Source organism: Streptomyces sp. NPDC048604, from assembly GCF_043199435.1.
Lineage (GTDB): Bacteria > Actinomycetota > Actinomycetes > Streptomycetales > Streptomycetaceae > Streptomyces.
In genome coordinates, this window is record NZ_JBICVX010000010.1 from 160,413 (window position 1) to 180,397 (window position 19,985).

18 protein-coding genes and 1 tRNA gene are annotated in these 19,985 nt (G+C 73.0%); 1 reads left to right on the forward strand and 18 read right to left on the reverse strand.

The features are described 5' to 3' along the window. Positions 1 to 57: 57 nt before the first annotated feature. From ACGFMM_RS21630 to ACGFMM_RS21655, 6 genes are all read right to left on the reverse strand, one after another. Entirely contained in the window at positions 58 to 711 is a 654-nt protein-coding gene (locus ACGFMM_RS21630) for a response regulator (RefSeq protein WP_393648004.1), read from the reverse strand. Further along, the gene (locus tag ACGFMM_RS21635) at positions 690 to 1,919 is read right to left on the reverse strand and encodes a sensor histidine kinase (RefSeq protein ID WP_393648005.1); all 1,230 of its coding nucleotides are present in this window, start codon (positions 1,917 to 1,919) and stop codon (positions 690 to 692) included. The genes ACGFMM_RS21630 and ACGFMM_RS21635 overlap by 22 nt, the downstream gene beginning before the upstream one ends. 87 nt (positions 1,920 to 2,006) lie before the next feature. After that, the gene (locus ACGFMM_RS21640) at positions 2,007 to 3,680 is read right to left on the reverse strand and encodes an AMP-binding protein (RefSeq protein WP_393648006.1); all 1,674 of its coding nucleotides are present in this window, start codon (positions 3,678 to 3,680) and stop codon (positions 2,007 to 2,009) included. Between the two features lie 25 nt (positions 3,681 to 3,705). Then, entirely contained in the window at positions 3,706 to 4,305 is a 600-nt protein-coding gene (locus ACGFMM_RS21645; RefSeq protein ID WP_393648007.1) for a lytic polysaccharide monooxygenase, read from the reverse strand. A gap of 161 nt (positions 4,306 to 4,466) precedes the next feature. Then, a complete protein-coding gene (locus ACGFMM_RS21650; protein WP_393648008.1) occupies positions 4,467 to 6,506 on the reverse strand; it encodes an SPFH domain-containing protein in 2,040 nt (679 codons plus the stop codon). Positions 6,507 to 6,532: 26 nt separating this feature from the next. Further along, a complete protein-coding gene (locus ACGFMM_RS21655) occupies positions 6,533 to 7,996 on the reverse strand; it encodes a peptidoglycan-binding protein (protein ID WP_393648009.1) in 1,464 nt (487 codons plus the stop codon). A gap of 183 nt (positions 7,997 to 8,179) precedes the next feature. Between ACGFMM_RS21655 and ACGFMM_RS21660 the strand changes: the two genes are divergently transcribed. Beyond that, a tRNA-Lys gene (locus tag ACGFMM_RS21660) sits at positions 8,180 to 8,253 on the forward strand. A gap of 63 nt (positions 8,254 to 8,316) precedes the next feature. Here the strand turns inward: ACGFMM_RS21660 and ACGFMM_RS21665 are convergent. The 12 genes from ACGFMM_RS21665 to ACGFMM_RS21720 all read right to left on the reverse strand — a co-directional run bounded on the left by ACGFMM_RS21665 (position 8,317) and on the right by ACGFMM_RS21720 (position 19,841). Next, the gene (locus ACGFMM_RS21665) at positions 8,317 to 8,994 is read right to left on the reverse strand and encodes a class F sortase (RefSeq protein ID WP_393648010.1); all 678 of its coding nucleotides are present in this window, start codon (positions 8,992 to 8,994) and stop codon (positions 8,317 to 8,319) included. A gap of 1 nt (position 8,995) precedes the next feature. Further along, the gene (locus tag ACGFMM_RS21670; RefSeq protein WP_393648011.1) at positions 8,996 to 9,652 is read right to left on the reverse strand and encodes a hypothetical protein; all 657 of its coding nucleotides are present in this window, start codon (positions 9,650 to 9,652) and stop codon (positions 8,996 to 8,998) included. 97 nt (positions 9,653 to 9,749) lie between these two features. Next, positions 9,750 to 10,532: an HAD-IIA family hydrolase gene (locus tag ACGFMM_RS21675; RefSeq protein ID WP_393648012.1), complete on the reverse strand. Its 783-nt coding sequence runs from the start codon at positions 10,530 to 10,532 to the stop codon at positions 9,750 to 9,752. 80 nt (positions 10,533 to 10,612) lie between these two features. Next, the gene (locus tag ACGFMM_RS21680; RefSeq protein ID WP_393648013.1) at positions 10,613 to 12,154 is read right to left on the reverse strand and encodes an alkaline phosphatase family protein; all 1,542 of its coding nucleotides are present in this window, start codon (positions 12,152 to 12,154) and stop codon (positions 10,613 to 10,615) included. Positions 12,155 to 12,285: 131 nt separating this feature from the next. After that, positions 12,286 to 13,362 (reverse strand): 2-aminoethylphosphonate ABC transporter substrate-binding protein, encoded by a 1,077-nt coding sequence (locus tag ACGFMM_RS21685; RefSeq protein ID WP_393648014.1) that lies wholly within the window; start codon positions 13,360 to 13,362, stop codon positions 12,286 to 12,288. Between the two features lie 35 nt (positions 13,363 to 13,397). Beyond that, complete coding sequence (locus tag ACGFMM_RS21690) at positions 13,398 to 14,195, reverse strand: ABC transporter permease (protein WP_393648015.1); 798 nt, start codon at positions 14,193 to 14,195, stop codon at positions 13,398 to 13,400. Continuing rightward, complete coding sequence (locus ACGFMM_RS21695) at positions 14,182 to 14,991, reverse strand: 2-aminoethylphosphonate ABC transporter permease subunit (protein WP_393648016.1); 810 nt, start codon at positions 14,989 to 14,991, stop codon at positions 14,182 to 14,184. Before ACGFMM_RS21695 ends, ACGFMM_RS21690 begins: the two co-directional genes overlap by 14 nt. A 91-nt stretch (positions 14,992 to 15,082) precedes the next feature. Next, positions 15,083 to 16,141, reverse strand: coding sequence for an ABC transporter ATP-binding protein (locus ACGFMM_RS21700; protein ID WP_393648017.1), 1,059 nt, complete (start codon positions 16,139 to 16,141; stop codon positions 15,083 to 15,085). Next, positions 16,138 to 16,833: a phosphonatase-like hydrolase gene (locus tag ACGFMM_RS21705; RefSeq protein ID WP_393648018.1), complete on the reverse strand. Its 696-nt coding sequence runs from the start codon at positions 16,831 to 16,833 to the stop codon at positions 16,138 to 16,140. Before ACGFMM_RS21705 ends, ACGFMM_RS21700 begins: the two co-directional genes overlap by 4 nt. A 4-nt stretch (positions 16,834 to 16,837) precedes the next feature. Next, positions 16,838 to 17,974 (reverse strand): TIGR03364 family FAD-dependent oxidoreductase, encoded by a 1,137-nt coding sequence (locus tag ACGFMM_RS21710; protein ID WP_393648019.1) that lies wholly within the window; start codon positions 17,972 to 17,974, stop codon positions 16,838 to 16,840. A gap of 147 nt (positions 17,975 to 18,121) precedes the next feature. Further along, complete coding sequence (locus ACGFMM_RS21715) at positions 18,122 to 18,886, reverse strand: GntR family transcriptional regulator (protein ID WP_393648145.1); 765 nt, start codon at positions 18,884 to 18,886, stop codon at positions 18,122 to 18,124. A gap of 94 nt (positions 18,887 to 18,980) precedes the next feature. Beyond that, positions 18,981 to 19,841: a hypothetical protein gene (locus tag ACGFMM_RS21720; protein ID WP_393648020.1), complete on the reverse strand. Its 861-nt coding sequence runs from the start codon at positions 19,839 to 19,841 to the stop codon at positions 18,981 to 18,983. Positions 19,842 to 19,985: the final 144 nt, after the last annotated feature.

Below are 19,985 nucleotides of genomic sequence, written 5' to 3' on the forward strand. Positions count from 1 at the left end.
CTCGCGCGAGCGAGGAGCCCTTCCGGCTTTGTCCGGCCACCTCCGGCCGCCCCCCGTCTACCCCCGCAGATACGCGAGGACGGCGAGCACCCGCCGATGGGTGTCCTCGGCGGGAGGCAGGTCGAGCTTCCCGAGGATGTTGCCGATGTGCTTGCCGACGGCGGCCTCGGTCACGACCAGACGGCGGGCGATCGCCCCGTTCGAATGCCCCTCCGCGACCAGGCCAAGCACCTCCCGTTCGCGCGGGGTCAGGGCGGCGAGCGGATCGCGGCGGCGGCGCAGCAGCTGCCGTACGACCTCGGGGTCGACGACCGTGCCGCCGGCGGCGACCCGGGTCAGCGCGTCCAGGAACTCCTCGACCTGGCCGATCCGGTCCTTGAGCAGATAGCCGACGCCGGTGCCGTCGCCCGCGTCGAGCAGCTCGGCGGCGTAGCTGCGCTGCACGTACTGGCTGAGGACGAGGACCGGGAGCGCCGGGCGCTCGGCGCGCAGGGCGACGGCGGCGCGCAGGCCCTCGTCCTGGAAGCCGGGCGGCATGCGGACGTCGGTGACGACGATGTCCGGGTCGTGCGCGGGGACCGCCTCGCGCAGCGCGTCGGCGTCGCCGACGGCGGCGACCACCTCGTGGCCGAAGCGGGCGAGCAGCCCGGCGAGCCCCTCGCGCAGCAGGACGCTGTCCTCGGCCAGGACTACGCGGAGGGCAGCGGGCACGGTATCTCCACTCGGATCAGGGTCGGGCCGCCGGGCGGGCTGGAGATCGTCAGTGTGCCATCGAGGACGGCGATGCGGTCGGCGAGACCGGTGAGCCCGGAGCCGCTTTCGGGGTCGGCGCCGCCGCGGCCGTCGTCGTGGAGGAGCAGGGTGAGGCGGCCGTCCACCGCGTCGTACCGGGCCGTGAGCCGGGCCTTGTCCGCGCCGCTGTGCCGGCCGACGTTGGCGAGGCCCTCGCAGGCGGCGAAGTACGCGGCGGACTCCACGGGGGCGGGCAGGCGCGGCAGGTCGACGTCGGTCTCGACCGGCACGGCGGAACGGTCGGCGGCGTCCGCGAGGGCGGCGGCGAGTCCGTAGTCGGCGAGGACCTGCGGGTGGATGCCGTGGATCAGCTCGCGCAGCTCGGTCAGGACCTGCGCGGCCTCGCCGTGCGCCTTGGCGAGCTGCGCGGCGAGCGGGCTGTCCGGCGGGGCGTCCAGGCGGGCCAGGCCGAGGGTCATGGTGAGCGCGACGAGCCGCTGCTGGGCGCCGTCGTGGAGATCGCGCTCGATCCGGCGCCGCTCGGCCTCGAACGCGGCGACGAGACGGGCCCGGGAGCGGGTGACCTCGCCGATGCGGTCCCGCAGTTCGGCGTCCCGGGGCGTGAGCAGGGCACGGGCGAGGGCCGCGCGGGCGGCGGTGTAGGCGCCGAGGGGGAGCAGCAGCACGGGGAGGAGCAGCGCGCCGAGGACGGCGGCGAGGAGGGTGGGCGGGTAGGAGTCGACGAGGACGAGCTTGGCGATCTTGGCCTCGTGTCCGTCGAGGGCGAACTGGACGGGCGCGGCGAGGAGCACGACGGGCGGGCCGAGGCACAGGGCGAGCGCGATGAGGTCGAGCGGCCACAGGACGGTGGCGTGCAGGAGCGCGTACGCGGTCTCCCGCCACGTCGCCTGTTCCCGGGCCCGCAGCCGCAGCCAGGCGGCGAGGCCGGGACGGTCGGGCGTACGGTGCGGGTCGGGCGCGGGCGCCCGGTCCACGGCACGCAGCCGCCACCGCTCGAAGCGCCCGAGCGCGAGCGCGCCGAACACGAAGAGCGGCGCGGCGAGAAGCAGCCCCACGAGGGCGGCGACCCCTGCCGGCACCCCGCTCACGAGATACCCGACGGCCCGCCAGGGCCAGACGGTGCGGGGGTAGCCGAGTGGCCGGGCGAGCGCGGCACGCAGATCCATGCCGCCAAGCTACGGCCCGGGCCGCACCTCGAACGATCCCCCTGGCAGGCGTCCCTGGGGTATGCCTGCCCCTACCTCGCGGGGTGATCAGCGCCAGATCAGGTGGGCGCGGGACTGGGAGGTGTACCTCGTGTGCAGGGTCGTCAGGGACTCGGCCGTCAGGGGTTCGTAGGCCGCCGCGGGTGTGGGGCGCCACCAGGTCTCGTCGGGGCGGAGGAAGGCCTCGCGGCGGAGTACCGCGCGGTGGATCTTGTTCGTCGCCGTGGTCGGCAGCCGCCGCAGCACCCGCACGAAACGCGGCGGCATCTTCGTGCCCAGGTCCGGCTGGTCCCGGAGGAACGCCTCGAAGCGGGCCGGATCGAACGCGCGCCCCTCGGCCAGCGCCACCGCCGCCATCACCATGTCCCCCGCCACCGGGTCCGGCACCGCGTACACCGCCACCCCCGTCGCGTCCTCCCAGCGCGCCAGGATGTTCTCGATGACCGCAGCCGCCAGGTTCTCGCTGTCCACCCGCAGCCGGTCGTCCGTGCGCCCCGCGAAGTACAGGAAGCCCGCCTCGTCGCGGTAGAAGAGGTCGCCGGTCCAGTACCAGCCCCCGCGCCGCCGTTCCGCCTCCGCGTCCGGGTTGCGCCAGTAGCCCTCGAAGGGGTTGCGGCCCTTGTTGACCAGCTCCCCTATCGCCGCCTCGCCGTTCAGCAGCGTCCCCGCCGCCGAGAACCGCGCCGCCTCGCACTCCTCGCCCGTCTCCGCGTCCACGACCGCCAGCGCGTCCCCCGGCGCCGCCCGCCCGATCGCGCCGCGCGGCGTGTCCGCGGTGCGCCGGATCGCCGCGCCGCCCTCCGACGAGCCGTACCCCTCCACGAGCCGCACCCCGAAGCGCGCCTCGAACCGCGCCGCGTCGACCGCGCCCGCCTCCGTGCCGAAGCCGAGCCGCAGCCCGTGCGCCCGGTCGTCGGGGCGCTCCGGCGTGGCCAGCAGGTACTGGACCGCCCGCCCCACGTACGTGAAGTACGTCGCCCCGAAGTCCCGTACGTCCGGCAGGAATCCCGACGCCGAGAACCGGTCCCGCAGCGCCACGCCCGCCCCCGCCGCGAGGGCCGGCGCCCAGTCGGCGATCACGGCGTTGCCGTGGAACATCGGCATGCAGACGTAGTGGACGTCGTCCCGCCGCACCCCGAGCTGCTCCACCAGCGACCCGGCCGCCGCCGCGAGCCGCCCCTGGCTGCAGATCGCGGCCTTCGGCGCGCCGGTCGAGCCGGAGGTGAAGTACAGCAGCATCCGGCTCGCCGGACCGACCGGCCGGACCACCGCCTCGCCGGGCTTCGCGCCCTCGTACGGGGCGAGCAGTTCGCCGTACGCCTCGGTGTCCGTCACGAGGACGCGTACGCCGGGCAGCGCCAGGCCGTCGAGGAGCGGCACGTACGCGCGCTGCGTGACCAGCACCCGGGATTCCGTGTGGACGATGTCGCGGGCGAGCTCCGCGCCGCGCCGGGTGGGGTTGATGCCGGCGACGGCGGCCCCCGCGAGGGCCGCCGCGCCGAGCCAGAGCGGGTACTCCGGCGTGTTGTCGAGCAGCACCCCGAGGTGCGGTTCGGCGCCCCGGGGCAGGAGTTCGGCCAGCAGGGCCGCGCGGGCGGCGGCGCCCGCGGCGACGTCGTGGTGCGACAGGACCGTCCCCCGGCTCTGGAGTCCGGTCCTCCGGTCGTCCCACTGGCGCTGAACGAGCTCCGCCACGGTGGTGGCGGCCACGGTCCGTGTCATGCGCCGGACCGTAACTGACTACTCGTCAGAACTGAACATCCGAGCAGGCGTAGAACGCGTTCGCGGTGTCCGCGATCGTCCACACCGCCAGGATCAGGTGCTTGCCGGTCTTGCCCGCCGGGACGGTCCCGGAGTGCGAGAGCGTGGCCGGCGGCTGCTGGCTGTTGTACGGGACGGTCAGGAACGGCTGGGGGTCCAGCGAGGCCCGGGTGAGCTTCTGGGACGGGTTCCAGCCGTTCTTGGTGATGTAGTACTTGAAGTCGGTGGTGCGGTGCCGGGCCGTGAACTGCCAGCGGAAGGTGTAGCTCTGGCCCGCGCCGACCCGGGTCGCCGGCCAGGAGCCGCCGCGCGGATCGTCGAGCTCGGCGAACCGGGAGTTGCCCCCGGCGCAGATGGTGCCGTCCGCCGGTCCGGCGGCGGGGAAGCCCTTGAGGCCCTCGACCGACTGCGGCTCCCACTGGATGGAGCCGCAGTTGGACACGGTGCCGTTCTGGCAGAGCTTCTGACGACTGATCGGTGAGTCGGTGTAGCCGTGGCCGGTGGCGCTGCCGGCGGACACGAAGGTGACGCCGGCGACGCCGAGCGCGACCGCGGCCGCGCCTATCGTCGTTGTGCGCTTTCGCATGCTTCTGCTCCAGAAGAACGTGGGGGAGTTCTGTGGGCCGAGCGATTGCTGCTGCGCACGCGCGCGTGCAAAGGAGCTGATGGTTCCGGTCTAGACCAAGTACCAATGTATGGACCGGAGTTGAACATGTCCATACCAATCACGACGGCGGTCGGAGCGTGTTACGCGCCCTCTCCCCCGGTGCCCCGGCCCGTGTAGAACGCCACCGTCAGGTCCTTCACCAGCGCCTTGCGGTCGTAGTCGTCCAGCTCGACCAGACCACGCGTGGTCAGCCGGTGGACCATGTCGTCCACCGCGTCCACGACCGACGTCAGCACGCTGTCGCGGTGCTTGGCGTCGATCGCGGCGATCCGGCGGCGCTGCATCGCGGCGGCGAGCTCCGGGGCGTACTCGATCCGGGTCGGCTGCGCCGAGAAGACGTCGATGCCGACGGGCGCGCACTCCGCGGAGAGCAGCTTCGTCAGCGCCTCGCCGACCGCCTCCGCGTCGCGCAGAGTGGGCGCGTCCTCGTGGAACGCGTCGGCGGGAAGCTGGGACAGGACCCGGGCCATCGCCGCCTCGACCTGCTCGCGCAGGTACTCCTCGTGGTGCTCCACCCCGAGCGCGGCGCGGACGGTGTCGCGGATCCGCCAGACGACCAGGACGACGACGTCGAGAGCGGTGCCCTTGGCGTCCACCGCGGGCAGCGGCTCGCTGCGCCAGTGACGGAGCCGCACGTCGACGCGGCGGCGGAGCAGGAGGGGGCTCACCCACAGCAGGCCCGTGTGGCGGACGGTGCCGCGGTACTCGCCGAACAGCGTGAGCACCCAGGCGTAGCCGACGCGGCCGCGGCCCAGGCCGCCGAGCGAGAAGAGGGTGAGAAGCACGCCCAGGGCGAGCAGGCCCCACTGGCCGAGATGGATGCCGTGGTACGGGCGGGCCGGCAGCCGCAGCATCCGCGTGACGGAGTCCGGCACGGCCCCGGCCCACCACACCACCGCGGCGCACCCGACGAGCGCGACGGCGCCGACGACGACCCCGATCCAGCCGGGCAGCACGGGCCCGGGCCGTTCCCGGAGCGCCGGGTCGGCGGTGGGCGCGGGCCGCTTCGCCGCGGGCGGGGGCTTGGGTCCGGTCCCCCGCCGGTTGTCGCCGGCCGGGCGCGCGGCACGCGGCACGACGCCGCCGCCGAGCCCCGTCGGCCGTACGTCGGCGGCCTGGAACCCGCCGCCCCCCGAAGCCTCGGCCGCCGCCCCGACCGACACGCTCGCCTGCCCCGGCGCGAACAGCGCCTCGAAGTCGAACACCCGGTGCCGCGGCGGGGGAGCCGCGTCCCGCGGCGCGGCGGGCGCCCCGATGACGGCCTCACGCGACGCGTCGGAGTCGTCGCGGGAGATGACGGCGCGCTCCGCCGGGGCGGCGGCTGCCGGCTCAGGAATCAACGCCCCGGCCCCCGCTGACGGAGCCTCACCGGAGGCATCCGCCTCCGCGCCGGTGTCGGCGCCGGTGTCGGCGTCCGTGTCGGCGTCGGCGTCCGTGTCGGCGTCCGTGTCGGCGTCGGCATCCGCGTCCGCCTTGGCGTCCGCCGGCTCAGCAGCGGCCTCCGGCGCGGAGGTGGGCTCCGGTGCCGGGTCGGCCTGCGATGCCTGGTCCTGCGATGCCTGGTCGGTGGGCAGTTCGGCCACTTCCTGCGGTGTCTGGGGTTCGGCCGCGTCCTCGGCCGCCGTACCCTCGGCCACCTTCGGCTCTGCCGACTTCGGCTCTGCCGCCGTCGGCGGCTCGGTCCGGGTGTCCGTGTGCGGGCGGGCCGGGGGGACGGGAGGCGGCGGGAAGGCCGGGCTGGAGAGGGCCTCGAAGTCGAAGACCGTGTCCGGGCGGCGGTGGCCCTCGGGGCGGGGCGTGAGGCCGGGCATGGGCTGGGTGTCCGGGCCCGGGTCGGCCTCGCCGCCCGAGGGCGGCGGGGCCGGCGGGTCCTCGCGGAACAGGCGGTGCACCGGGATGGCCCCGGTCGTCTCCACCCCGATGACCGGGGTCCGCCGCCCCGTCGGCGTACGCGGCGCCTCCGTCCCGGGGGGCGGGCTGTCCGGCCGCTCCGCCTCAGCGACCTCCGGTCCGCCCTCCGCGGCCGGCACATGCTCCGCCCCCGTGGGCGGCGACGCGGTCGGGGTGCGAGGGGGCAGGCCCTCGCCCTCCCTGTCGCGGTCGGGTGTCGCTGTGGTCATCCGTTCCACCTCACGCTCTCACTGGTTCATCGGAACAACCGGCGCCAGGTCTCCGGCCCCGGGTAGCCGTCGGCCGCCGCACCGCGCCAGCCCTGGGCTCGCTGGAAGGCCTCGACGTTGCGGCGGTCCGCCTCCGTCCAGCGCGGACCGGGGCCCGACACGTAGTGCTTGCCGAACCCCCGCTTCACCAACTGCTTGCCCAGTTTCTCCACATATGCGTTGGACTGCCCCGGACGGAAGGAGGCACGCCCGGGGAACGCCGGCACAGTCGCCGTCGACCCGCCCGAACCACTCGAACCGCCGATGCTCCGACCCTTGCCGACGATCAGCAGCCGCCAGGTCTCCGCGCCCGGCAGCCCGTCCGCGTCCTTGCCCGTCCAGCCCTGCGCCTGCTGGAACGCCTGGGTCGCCCTCCGGTCCGCCTCGCCCCACTGCGGTCCGGGGCCCTCGCCGTAGAAGCGCCCGCCGCCCCGCTCGACGAGCATCTTCCCGAGCTGCGTGACGTACTTGTTGTTGGCGCCCGGACCGAAGTACTCCGCTCCTGGGAACGCCGTCGTCGAGCTCGACCCGCCGCCCACACCGCCCGGGCTGCCCGGGCTGCCGCCGTCGCTCCCGGCGACCACGCCCTTGTAGCGGTACGCGAGGTAGCGCTCCGAGTTGTTCCAGTACGCCATGGGCGTGGCCTGCTTGCGGGTGCGCGGCTTGGTCTGTTCGTACGCGACGTACGAGGTATGGGTGTAGTCGGTCCACCCGCCGAAGATCGTCACGTGCGAGCCGCGCGTCGGGTTGTCGGGGTTGTGGAAGAGCAGGATGTCGCCGGGCTGGAGCTCCGTGCGGTCGATCGGCGTCCCGTACCGGGCGAGGCTGCCGGTCCACTCGTTGCTGCGGAGGTTCCAGGCCATCGAGATGTAGCCGGAGCAGTCCTGGCGGTAGCCGTCGGACCAGTACGTCGACATCGAGTACGGGACCTGTGCGCTCACCCAGAGCTTGGCGCGGTTGATGATCTCCGCGCGGGTGCTGCGGGGCAGCGTCTCCGGGGAGATCTGGGTGTTCGCCGGGGTGGGGCTGGCCGACGGGGGTCCGGGGTTGCCGGAGGTCCCGCCGTGGAGCGGGCCGGTGTAGCCCTGCGGGGTGTCCGGGAGGGGGCGGACGTCGGCCCCGCCGGACCGCGCCCCGGCGGACCGCGCCCCGGCGGTCGGCCCGGTGGTCGCCGCGGTCACCGCCTCCCCGGTCACCGCCTCCCCCGTGTCCGCCGGCGTCGCGCCCGGCGTCCCGAGCCCCAGCTCCTCCGCCACCGCCGCCGTCCCGCCGCCGCCCAGGACCACGCCCGCCGCGGTCATCAGAACCAGGGCGCGGCGGGCGCCGTGGGCCGCCGGGTGGCCGCCCGCGCGCACGGGGAGGCCCTGCGCGAGCTCGCGCCGCTGCCGTGCGCAGCCGGGGCAGCCGCAGTCGGCCGCGGGCTCGTACTCCTCGAAGACCGGCACACTCATGCGATCCCCTCCACACTCGTCAAGATCTTCTGGCGCTGTTGCACGGGCGTCAGTGTCTCAACTGTCCGGACATATCGCATTTTGACGGATCGAAGCTACGAAACGACCATCCGACAGGCCGGGCGCGCCCGGAAATGGTCGGGAGCACGCTCAAACATCAGGTAGAGTTTTCTTCGTCAGCACGCGCCGCTAGCTCAGTTGGTTAGAGCAGCTGACTCTTAATCAGCGGGTCCGGGGTTCGAGTCCCTGGCGGCGCACGCTAAATCGAGGCCCCCTCACCAGCGGTGAGGGGGCCTCGATCATGTTCGCAGGCAAGGCCCTCAGGCCTTCGCCACCGACCGGAACCCCGTCAGGTACGCCGAGACGACCACGTTCGCCGTGTACGCGCCGGTCTTGCGGTCGAAGGTGCCGCCGCAGGTGATCAGGCGGAGTTCCGCGCGGTCCGGGTCGCGCTGCCCGTACGCCTTGCGGGGGTCGAAGTGCTCGCGCGGGAAGACCTGGACGTCGTCCACCGTGAACTCGGCGACCGAACCGTCCGCCCGGGTGATCAGGACCTTCGCGCCGGGGCGGGTCGAGCTGAGGTTGTAGAAGACCGCCGGACGGGTCCGGGTGTCGACATGGCCGACGAGCAGCGCCGCCCCGTCCGCGCCGGGCTTCGCACCACGGTCGAACCAGCCGACCGACTGCGCCATCTCGTACGGCGGCGGGTCCACCGCCCCCGTGCCGTCCAGGCCCCGGGGGACGATCGGGGCGGTGACGCCTATGGAGGAGATCTCCAGCTTCTGCGGCTTCACCGGGGCGACGGGCCGGTGCGCCGGGGGCAGCGCGACGCCCAGCGGGCGGCCGACGGCGGCGACGTCGCCGGTGGTCGGCGCCGAGTGCCCGCGGGGGCCGGAGGTGACCTCGCGGCCCCACAGCCACAGGCCCAGGAGCAGCACCGCCCAGGTGATGCCGGTCAGCAGCCGCCCGGTGCCGCTCGGGCGTTCCTCGCCGGACATGTCACTCCGCGTCCTTGCGCGCGGCGGAGGCCCGCAGGTTCGCCCGGCGGCGGCTGTGGCGGAAGGCGACGGCGACCGCGGCGACGCCGGCCAGGCCCAGGCCGATCAGGGTGTGCGGGGTGCCGGGGCCCTGTTCCTCGACGTTGCCCTGCTCCGCGCCGGGCGCGGCGAGAGCCGCCGCCCCGCCGCCGCCCGCGCTGACCGGGGCGACGGGGGTGGTGTGGTGGGTGGGGCGGTGCGTGGGCCGGTCGGTGGGCCGGTGCGTGGGCTTGTGCGTCGGCTTGTGCGTCGGCTTGCTCCGGTGCTCGACGCGGACGGAGCCGGCATCCCGGTGGTCGCGGCCGTCGCAGGTCACGGTGATGCGGTACGTACCGTCGTCCAGGTTCGACTTCAGCGTGGTGTCGCCGAACAGCGGGCGCCCGCCGCCGTCCCGCCCCGACAGCTCGGCGTCCGCGACGAAGGCCGGGGACTTGGCGGCGCCGGTCGAGCCCTTGCAGCCGCTGACCCGGAGGTCGACGTCGGCGCCGGGTTTCGCCGTGCCCGGGGTGACGGAGACCTTCACGCCTTCGTCGGCGTGCGCGAGACCCGGTACGGGGGCGAGGACCAGCACGACGGCGGCCGCCCCTGCGGCACGGAGAGCAAACGGACCTGAACGCATCGTGACCTCCTGGTACCAGAAGGTTCGCCCGGTTTCGCCGCTCCCGCATCCGCAGGGGCCCGACCAGGGGATCCAGGGCCGGTCCGACGGACAGGCTCTAGTGCACGAGGTCCACGATGTCCGCGATCGAGTCGACGATCTTCGACGGGCGGTACGGGAACCGGTCCACCTCCGTGTGGCCGGTCAGCCCGGTCAGCACGAGGAAGGTCTGCATGCCGGCCTCCAGGCCGGCCAGGATGTCGGTGTCCATCCGGTCGCCGATCATCGCGCTGGTCTCGGAGTGCGCGCCGATCGCGTTCAGCCCGGTCCGCATCATCAGCGGGTTCGGCTTGCCGGCGAAGTACGGCTCCTTGCCCGTCGCCTTGGTGATCAGCGCGGCGACCGACCCGGTGGCGGGCAGCGGGCCCTCGAGCGAGGGACCGGTCTCGTCCGGGTTGGTGCAGATGAACCGGGCGCCCGCGTTGATCAGCCGGACCGCCTTCGTCATGGCCTCGAAGGAGTACGTCCGCGTCTCGCCCAGGACCACGTAGTCGGGGTCGTGGTCGGTGAGCACGTAGCCGATGTCGTGCAGCGCGGTGGTCAGACCGGCCTCGCCGATGACGTACGCGGTGCCGCCGGGGCGCTGGTCGTCGAGGAACCGGGCGGTGGCGAGCGCCGAGGTCCAGATGTTCTCGACGGGGACCTCCAGGCCCATGCGGCTGAGGCGGGCGTGCAGATCGCGGGCCGTGTAGATCGAATTGTTCGTGAGGACCAGGAACGGCTTCCCGGTCTCCCGCAGCTTCTTGATGAACGCGTCGGCGCCGGGGATAGGCACACCCTCGTGGATGAGGACGCCGTCCATGTCGGTGAGCCAGGATTCGATCGGCTTGCGCTCTGCCATGGGTGCGGGACTCCTGCCGTACAAAACGTGCGTGTGCTGGGGGCGACGCGACAGCGCTGTGGCGACGCCCCCAGCCTAGGTCAGGAAGTGCGGACTGTGACCCCGTCGATCACCCAGTACCAGTTGTTGGAACCGGTGTAGCGGAAGCGGAAACTCACGTTCGACGCGCCGGCGGGAACGTTCACCGTCAGCGACTGCGGCTGCGAGATCACGTCCGCGGTGTAGCTCTTCACGACGGTCGGGGCGCCGCCGTTGAAGGAGGCCAGGATCTGGGCGGTCTGGCTGCCCTCCTGCCGGTAGAACGTGGTGAAGTCGAGCGTGACGCGGGACGCGCCGGCGACCGCGTACGCGGGCGAGACCAGCGTCGAGTCGTACGGGCCGGAGAAGGCCTTGTCGGACCACTCGTCGGAGTCGGCGACCGCGAACACGCCGCGGGCGCGGACGTTGAGCTCGCGGGACTGGTCGCGCTGGGTCCGGGACCAGAACTCGTCGGTCGCGAAGGACCAGCCGTGCCACTCGGTCACGCCGCCGGTGCCCATGGCGTTGTTGACGACCGACCAGCCGCTCGGCGCGGTGCGGGTGAAGCCGAGGACGCCGGCCGGGATGCCGGTCTCGTCGACGCGGCCGGTGAGCGAGGACTGCAGGGAGTCGAACGGGTCCGTGGAACGCTGCTGGACCGGCTTGCCGTCCAGGCCCCAGGCCGGGTCGGGGGTGATCCCGAGCTGGTGGAAGACGGTGGCGGCGACGTCGACGAGCCGGGTGTCGATGGGCCGGGCACCGGCGGCGATGCCGGGGCCGGTGGCGAGCACGAAGGTGCGGCGCTCCTCGATGGACGAGCCGCCGTGGCCGCCGGCGTCGGCGTGGCCGTGGTCGGTGCAGACGATGACCGTCCAGCGCTCGGTCGCGTACGCGGGGCGGGCCTTGATCGCGGCGATCAGACGGCCGAGCTGGGCGTCCTGGACGGCGATGGCGTCGAGGTACCTCTGGCCGGTGCCGTTCGCGTGCGCGACGACGTCGGTGTTGCCGAGGTAGACGAAGGCGACGTCCGGGTTCTGGTCGCGCAGCACGCTCACGCTGTCGACGGTGATCGTCTCGTCGTGGCCGGCGTAGCCGTCCCGGTCGCCGTCCAGCGCGATCTTCGCGTCGGCGCCGGCGGTGACCGTGCCGTACGTGTCGAGCGGCTTCCAGTCGACGGCGGCGAAGAGCGAGAGCCCGGGCCGCACCTGGTTCAGGCGGGCCAGGAAGCCGGGGTACTGGCCGTAGTTGCGGCCGGTGAAGGAGTTGTCGCGGACGCCGTGCTTGTCGGGCCAGACGCCGGTGGAGATGGTCGACCAGCCGGGGCCGGAGGAGGTGGCGGCCATCGGGTTGGCGTAGAGCAGGGAACGGCCGTAGGTGCCCTCGGCCATCATCCGCTTGAGGTGCGGGGCGTTGGCGGCGTCGATGCGGTCGTGGCGCAGACCGTCCATGCCGACGACGAGCACCTTGTCCTTGCTGGTGCCGTTCGGGAGCGTCGGGGCGGCGGCGTGGGCGGCGGGGGCGGTGACGACGCCGGTGGCGGCGAGCGCGCCGGTGGCCGCACCGGCGGCGAGCACGCTGCGGCGGGATATGCCGTTCGTCGGCATGGGGTTCCTCCGTGGAAGGGGGGAAGGGGGCCGGATGACACGCCAACGCCCCTGATTCCTCAGGGGCGTTGGTCCGTACCCGTTATCTTTCCGCGATACTTCGGGGGGCGGAAGAGACGGGCGGTGAACTCTTAGCTGCCGGTCGCGGACTTCCAGGCATCGACGTACGTGGCCAGGTTCTTGTCGATGTCGGCCCAGTCGGGCTCGAAGATCTCGATGCCCTCCATGAGCTTCGCCAGCTCGATCGCGTTGGCGTCGGTGGGCTTGACGTCCGTACGCGCCGGGAAGCCGCCGCCGATCGCGCTGACCTGGCGCTGCGCCTCCTCGGTCAGCATGAAGTCGAGCAGCTTCTTGCCGTTCTCGCCGTGCGGGGCCTTGGCGAGAAGTCCGGCCGCGTACGGCAGCGCGAACGTGGTGGGCTTGCCGCCCTGCTTCGCCGGGAACCAGATGCCCAGGTTCGGCATGGACTTGGCCTGGGCGAAGTTCATCTGCACATCGCCGTTGGCGACCAGGATCTCGCCCTTGTCGACCTTCGGGGCCAGCTTGGAGGTGGAGGAGGACGGGCCGACGTTGTTGGCCTGGAGCTTCTTCAGGTACTCCATCGCCGGCTCCTTGCCGCCGAAGTCGTGCATCGCCTTGATGACGACGGCCGTGCCGTCGCCCGCGACGCCCGGAGTCGAGTACTGCAGCTTGTTCTTGAACTTGCCGTCGAGCAGCTCCTCCCACGTCTTGGGGGCGGCCGGCAGCTCCTTCTTGTTGTGGATGAAGCCGAAGTAGTTGTTGACGACCGAGGTCCACTTGCCGTCCGCGGACTTGTCCGCGCCGCTGACCTTGTCCGCACCCGCCGGGGTGTACGCCTGGAGCAGCCCCTTGGCGTCGGCCTGCTGGATGAACGGCGGGAGCGTGACGATCAGGTCGGCCTGGGTGTTGCTCTTCTCGCGGACGGCGCGCTGCACCATCTCGCCGGAGCCGCCTTCCACGTACTTGACCTTGATGCCGGTCTTCTTCTCGAAGTCCTTGAAGACCTTGTCGTACCAGCCGTCGCCCACCTCGCCCTTGAGGCCGTCGGCGCTGTAGACGGTGACGACCTTCTCCTCGGAGGAGGCCGAGGACGAACCGCCGCAGGCGCCGAGCGTGGCGGCGAGGGCGAGGCTGCCGGTGACGGCGGCGACCGGCTTGAGGCGCTGGTGCAGGGACTTGGTGCGCATAACGTCGTTCTCTCCTGGGGTGGGACCGGGAACGGTCAGCGGTACGAGGCTTTGGTACGGATACGGGAGACGGCGAGCAGGACGAGCAGGGTCGTCACCATCAGGACCACGGCGAGCGCCGAGCCCGTGAAGAGGGAGCCGCGGTCGGTGGCGGTGAAGATCAGCACCGGCAGCGGCAGCCAGTCCGGCGGGTAGAGCATCATCGTGGCGCTGAGCTCGCCCATGGACAGTGCGAAGCAGAGTCCGGCGGCCGCGTTGAGCGACGGCAGCAGGAGCGGGAGCTTCACCCGGAGGAGGACGTACGAGGGGCGTGCGCCCAGACTGGCCGCGGCCTGCTCGTACATCGGGTCGAGACGGAGGATGGCAGCCGAAACCGACTGGTAGGCGAACGCCGTGACAAGAATGGTGTGCGCGAGGATCACGATCCAGCGCGTCCCGTTGAGCAGCAGCGGCGGCTGCGAGTACGCGACCAGGACGGCGAGTCCGACGACCACCGACGGCACGGCCACCGGCAGCACGAACAGCGCGTCGAGCACCTTCTTGCCGCGCCTGCCGGAGGCGGCCGCGGCGAGCGCGGCCCAGGTCCCGATGAGCAGGGCGAGCAGGCTGGCGGTGACGGCGGTGACCAGGCTGGTGGTCAGCGCCTGCAGCGATTCGCCGCGTACGGCCGCCGTGTAGTGCTCGGCGGTGGGCCCGGAGGGGAAGGCCCCCGACCAGTTCGTCGCGAACGAGGCGGCGAGGATCACGAGCAGCGGCAGCGCGAACAGCGGGACGAAGAGCACGGCGAACACGGTCCAGGCCGTCCAGCGGCCGGTGCGGCTATGCACCAACACGGCGGCTCACCCCCCGGTACAGGCTGTAGAGGCCCACCGAGATCGCGACGTTGACGACCGCGACGACGCAGGCGGCGGCGTAGTCGGACTCGAGGATCGCCTTGCTGTACACCAGCATCGGCAGGGTGGTGACGCCCTTGGCGCCGGTGAACAGCACGATGCCGAACTCGTTGAGGCACATGACGAGGACGAGGCTGCCGCCGGCGGCGAGCGCGGGCAGCGCCTCCGGCAGGATCACCCGCCGGACGATCCGCCCCGGCCCGGCGCCCAGCGAGGCGGCCACCTCCAACTGCGCGGTCTCCAGCTGCGAGAACGCGGCGAGCAGCGGGCGCATCACGAACGGGGTGAAGTACGTGATCTCGGCGAGCAGCACGCCCCACGGGGTGGTGAGGAACTGGAACGGCCCGGAGCCCGGTTCGGCGCCCGTCAGATCGGTCCAGACGCCGTTGGCCATGCCGACGGTGCCGTACAGGAAGAGCAGCGCGAGGGTGATCAGGAACGACGGGAAGGAGAGGAAGACGTCGATGAACTTGGCGACCGCCTTCCCGCCCGGGAACGGCACGAACGCGATGATCAGCGCGAGCACGAACCCGAGGACGAGACACCCCACGGTGGCGGCGACGGCGAGCCAGACGGTGGTGCCGAGTGCATCCCGGAAGGCCGCGGAGGCGAAGACGTCGGCGTACGCCCCGGGCGCGAGCGACTCCTGGACGACGAGGGCGAGGGGGTAGAGGAAGAGCACGGCCAGGGCGAGGACGGGGGGCAGGGCCCAGAGGAACTTGCCCGTTGTGCGCATACGTTCTGCCAGGGCGGTGGGGGTCCCCCCGGACGGAGTCCGGGGGAGGGTGGGCACAACCCCCGGTGCGCGTTCGGCGACGACTGCGGGCTCACCCATCGGTCACCCCCGCACCCAGCAGCACCGCGTCCTCCGGCGCGAAGTGCAGCGTGACCTCGTCCCCCAGCGCCGGCGTCTCCCGCAGCTCACGCACGTCCGCCTTCACCCGGTGCCCGGACGCGCCGACCTCGACGTACAGCCGGTGCGTGGCACCCCGCCACTGCACCTCGGCGATCCGTCCGCGCAGGGCGTTGGGGCCGTCGCCGAGTCCGACGAGGTGCGGCCGTACGCACAGGGTGGCGGCGGCGCCGGGGAGCACACCGTCGGTGTCCAGCTTCAGTTCGGCGCCGTCGAAGGACACGCCGCCCGAACCGACCGTCACCGGAAGGAGGTTGGCGTTGCCGACGAAGGAGGCGGTGAACTCGGTGCGCGGCCGGCGGTACAGCTCCTGCGGGGTGCCGCAGTCCTGGAGCCGGGCCTTGTCCATGACGGCGATCCGGTCGGCGAGGGTGAGCGCCTCGACCTGGTCGTGGGTGACGTACAGGATCGAGACGTCGGGCAGCTCGCGGTGCAGCCGGGCGAGTTCGGCGAGCATCCCGGAGCGGAGCTGGGCGTCGAGCGCGGACAGCGGCTCGTCGAGCAGCAGCACCCGGGGCCGGATGGCGAGCGCACGGGCGATGGCGACGCGCTGCTGCTGTCCGCCGGAGAGCTCGCGGGGGTACCGCTTGGCGTAGGCCGCCATGCCGGTCATCTCCAGCGCCTCGGCGACCCGCCCGGGGATCCCGGCCTTCGGCGCCTTCTGCGCCTTGAGGCCGAAGGCCACGTTGTCCTCGACGCGCAGATGCGGGAAGAGCGCGTACTGCTGGACGACCATGCCGATGCCGCGCTTGTGCGGCGGCAGGGCGGTGACGTCGCGGTCGCCGAGGAACACCCGGCCGGAGACCGGCCGGACGAACCCGGCGACCGCCCGCAGCGCGGTGGTCTTGCCGGAGCCGGACGGCCCGAGCAGGGCCATGACCTCGCCGGGTTCGACGGTCAGGTCGAGCGAGTCGAGGACGGTGTTCTTCCCGTACGCGACGGTGACGGCGTCGAACCGGATGCCGCTGGTCATGCCTCCGACACCTCGATGAGCCTGGGGAGTTCGGTGACGGAGCCGAGGACGTGCGTGGCGCCGTGCTCCCTGAGCGCGGCCTCGTCATGGGCGCCGGTGAGGACGCCGGCCACGAGCCCGGCGCCGGCGCGGGACCCGCTGAGCATGTCGTACGAGGTGTCGCCGGCGACCACGAGCCGCCGGACGTCGTCGACGGCGCCGGTGCGGAGGAGGGCGGCGAGGACCATGTCCGGGTAGGGCCGGCCGCGGCCGCCCGCGTCGGCCGGGCACAGAGTGAGGGGGACGAGGTCGCGCCAGCCGAGGGCGTCGAGGATGGCGTCCTGGGTGACCCGGGCGAAGCCGGTGGTGAGGACGACGGTGCGGCCCTGCTCCTGGAGGACGGCGATCGCGTCGGCCGCGCCGGGGATCGGGGCGATACGGCCGGCCCCGACGAGGTCGCCGTACGCCTCCTCGAAGGCGACGTTGGCCTGCTGGGCGCGGGCCTCGTCGCCGCCGAAAAGATGGCGGAAGACGGAGATCTTGGACTCGCCCATGGTGGCGCGGACGTAGTCGATCATCGTGGCCGGGTCCTCGCCGAGCCGTTCGGCGGCGGCGGTGAAGGCCTGCTCGACGAGGCCGCCGTCGGCGACGGTGGTCCCGGCCATGTCGAGGACCACGAGGTCGTGGCGGTCGTGGTGGTTCTTGTGAGTCATGGGATCACCAGCCGAGGAGGTTCGCAGTGGTCTCGCCGATGGCGGGCGAGCAGGTCATGCCGCGGCCGCCCGGCCCGGTCACCAGCCAGACGCCGTCGCGGACCTGCTGGCGGTGGACGACGCGGGAGGTGTCGGTGCACTGGGCGTAGACACCGGCCCAGCGGCGGCGGATCTTGGGGAGCGGCCGGCCGAGGAAGGACTCCACGACGCGGGTGAGGTGCTCGTACGGGTCTTCGAGGGTGTCGAAGGCGAAGGGGTGCTCGTACTCGTGGGTGTCGCCGATGGTCAGCCCGCCGTCGCGGCGCTGGACCATGAGCAGCTGCATCTTGTGGGCGGCGGCGACGGGGTCCTGGGCCTGCCCGGCGTTGAGGGCATCGAGAGCGCTCGACTTGTAGGCCGGGTAGTACCGGAACGAGTCGGCGTCGGCGACGGAGGTCGTGAGGGCCTCGCCGAGGGGCTCGGTCTGCATCATCTGCAGCCGGACCCGGCGTACGGGGACCTCGCCGGCGATCTCGCGGACGAGCCCGGAGAGCCAGGCGCCGGTGCACAGGACGACGGCGTCGCCGGTGTGGACGTCACCGTGGTCGTCGCGGACGGCACTGTATCCATTTCCTCTGGCGCCGACGACGTCACGGACCTCCCGCCCGGGCAGGAAGGTGTACCGGCCACCGGCCAGCAGGGCCCGGCGCAGGGCGAGCTGGGCGGTGCGGGGCTCGACGGCGGCGTCGCGCTCGCACCAGAGCGCGGCGCGGAACTCGCCGCGGAGGGCGGGGTTGAGGGCGCGGGCCTCGTCGGCGGTGAGCAGCTTGTAGCCGCGGTCCGTCGCGTCGGGGCGGGCGAGGGCCGCCTCGGCGACGGCGAGTTCGAGGTCGTTGCGCACGGGGGTGAGCGAGCCGTTGGCCCGGAACCCGAGCTCGGGGACGCGGGCGCCGATGCCCTCCCAGAGCTCGCGGGCGCGCAGCGCGGTCTCCACCTCCTCGCCGCCGGCGCGCCCGCTGACCCATATCTGCCCGAAGTTGCGGAGCGAGGCTCCGCGCGCCTCGGCCTCGCGCTCGATGTGCACGACCTCGTGGCCGCGTTCCACTGCGTGCCAGGCGTGCATGGTTCCCACCACGCCGGCTCCTACGACAATCACCTTCATGCCGACGACGGTCCTGGGAGGGGGTGACCCGGACGGGTCGGGCGAACGACGGGAGGGTGAACGACCCGACAAGCTTGGACCAGACCCGTTATGCTCTCGTGATATTAGGGCGGGGTCCAAACCCTCACCGAAGTGTGCGAACCGGCATCAACCCTGGGGACCGAGATGGGCGGTGAAGCTGAACCGGTCGCCCCGGTAGAGCGTGCGGACGCGTTCCAGGGGGCGACCGTCGGGGTCCCGGGAGAACCGGTGCAGGAGCAGCATCGGCAGCGCGGGAGGGGTGCCGATGAGGAGGGCCTCGCGGGGAGTGGCGAGGACGGTCTCGATCCGCTCGTCGGCGTCGCCGAAGGAGATGCCGAGTTCGGTGTGCAGGTACGCGTAGAAGGAGGAATCGGGGTCGAAGTCGACGTCGAGACGGGGCAGCCGGGCGACGCTGACGTACGTGGACTCCAGGCCGACGCGCTCGTCGTCGGCGAGCAGCACGCGCTCCATGTGCCAGACCGGATCGCCGCGCGGGACGCCGAGCTCGGCGGCGAGGGCGTCGGTGGCGGGGAACTGTTCGAGCGAGATGAGCGACCGCCCCGGCCGCAGCCCCTGCTTGCGCACACCCTCGGTGTAGCTGGCGAGGGAGAGGGGCTGCTCCAGCTTGGGCCCCGCGACGACGGTGCCGCGCCCCTGGCGGCGCAGCCGCCCTTCGAGCAGCAGCTCGCGCAGCGCCTGCCGGACGGTCTCCCGCGAGACCTCGAACCGCGCGGAGAGATCCCGCTCGGTGGGCAGCAGCCCGCCCTCCCCCAACTCCTCGACGAGCACGCCGATCTTCGCCTTCACGGCGTAGTACTTGGGAATGCGCCCATGCTCCGGAATGCCGAACCGGATGGGAGCGCCTGGTACCTGGTCGTTCGGATAATCCACCTCCTGATCGTCCCAGACGGCCATGAACGACAAGGTGAACGAGGGGTTGCGGCGCGACGGTGCGGGGGATCCCACCCGCCCCCGGCCCCCGGGCTCAGCGACGCCGGCGTCTGCCGATCGCCATCAGGACCACGCCCGCCACGACCGCCGCGCCCGCCCCGATGGCCAGCGCTCCCGCCGCGCGGCGCGCCGCGGAGCCCGTCTGGGCCAGTTCCGGCGGCAGCGGCGTCGGGACCGTCGGGGCGACGGGCGGGACCGGGTTGCCGGTCAGTCCGTCGTCGCCCTCCCGCTTCGGCGGATCGGTCGGCCGGCCCGCCTCACCCCCCGACCCCCCGCCGATCACCAGCCGGTAGTCGTCCGACTCCCCCACCCAGTCCCCGTCGTCCCCCCGCCGCTGCACGATCGCCGTGTTCGCCACGACCTCGTTCGGCGCGGTGCCCGCGCGGAACGCCAGCCGTACCGGGACCGTCAGTGTCCGGCCCGCCGGCACGGCGAACCCGGGGAAGCCGTCGTCGAAGACGCCGACGTTCTCGTCCTCCTCCGTCACCTCGAACTCCACCGGCCGCCACCGCCGCGCGTGCGCGTCGTAGAAGTCGAAGCGGATCTGCCCCGCCCGCAGCACCCGGTCGCGGTCGGTGAGTGCCAGCACCGGATGGATGCTGTCGCACGCCTCGTCCGTCGTGTTCGTGAGCTCCACGTTCCATGTCGCGAACCCCTCCCCCGGCCGGTACACCGCAGGCCCCCCGTGGATCCGCGTGTCGATCGGGAACTCCGGATCGGACGCCTTCCCGCACGCCGGCGGCTGGTCCTGCCGCTCCCGCTCCCCGCCGGGCCCGGGCCCCGGCCCTACGGCCACCGCCGCCGGGCCGGAGATGATCAGGACGGCGGTACCGGTCGTGGCCGCGGTCACTCCGCGCACCAGAACGTCGCGCAGTCGCTGGGTTACCTGTCGCATGGGCTGGACCTGTGCCTTTGCTGCTCGCGGGCGTACCGGTCGCCCGCGACGCTGCCACCCCGATCCGCCCCGCCCTGGAAGCGACGCGGCCCCCGCCCGTGCCGCCATCCGTACGCCCCGCCGAATCCACCCGATCAGCCCATC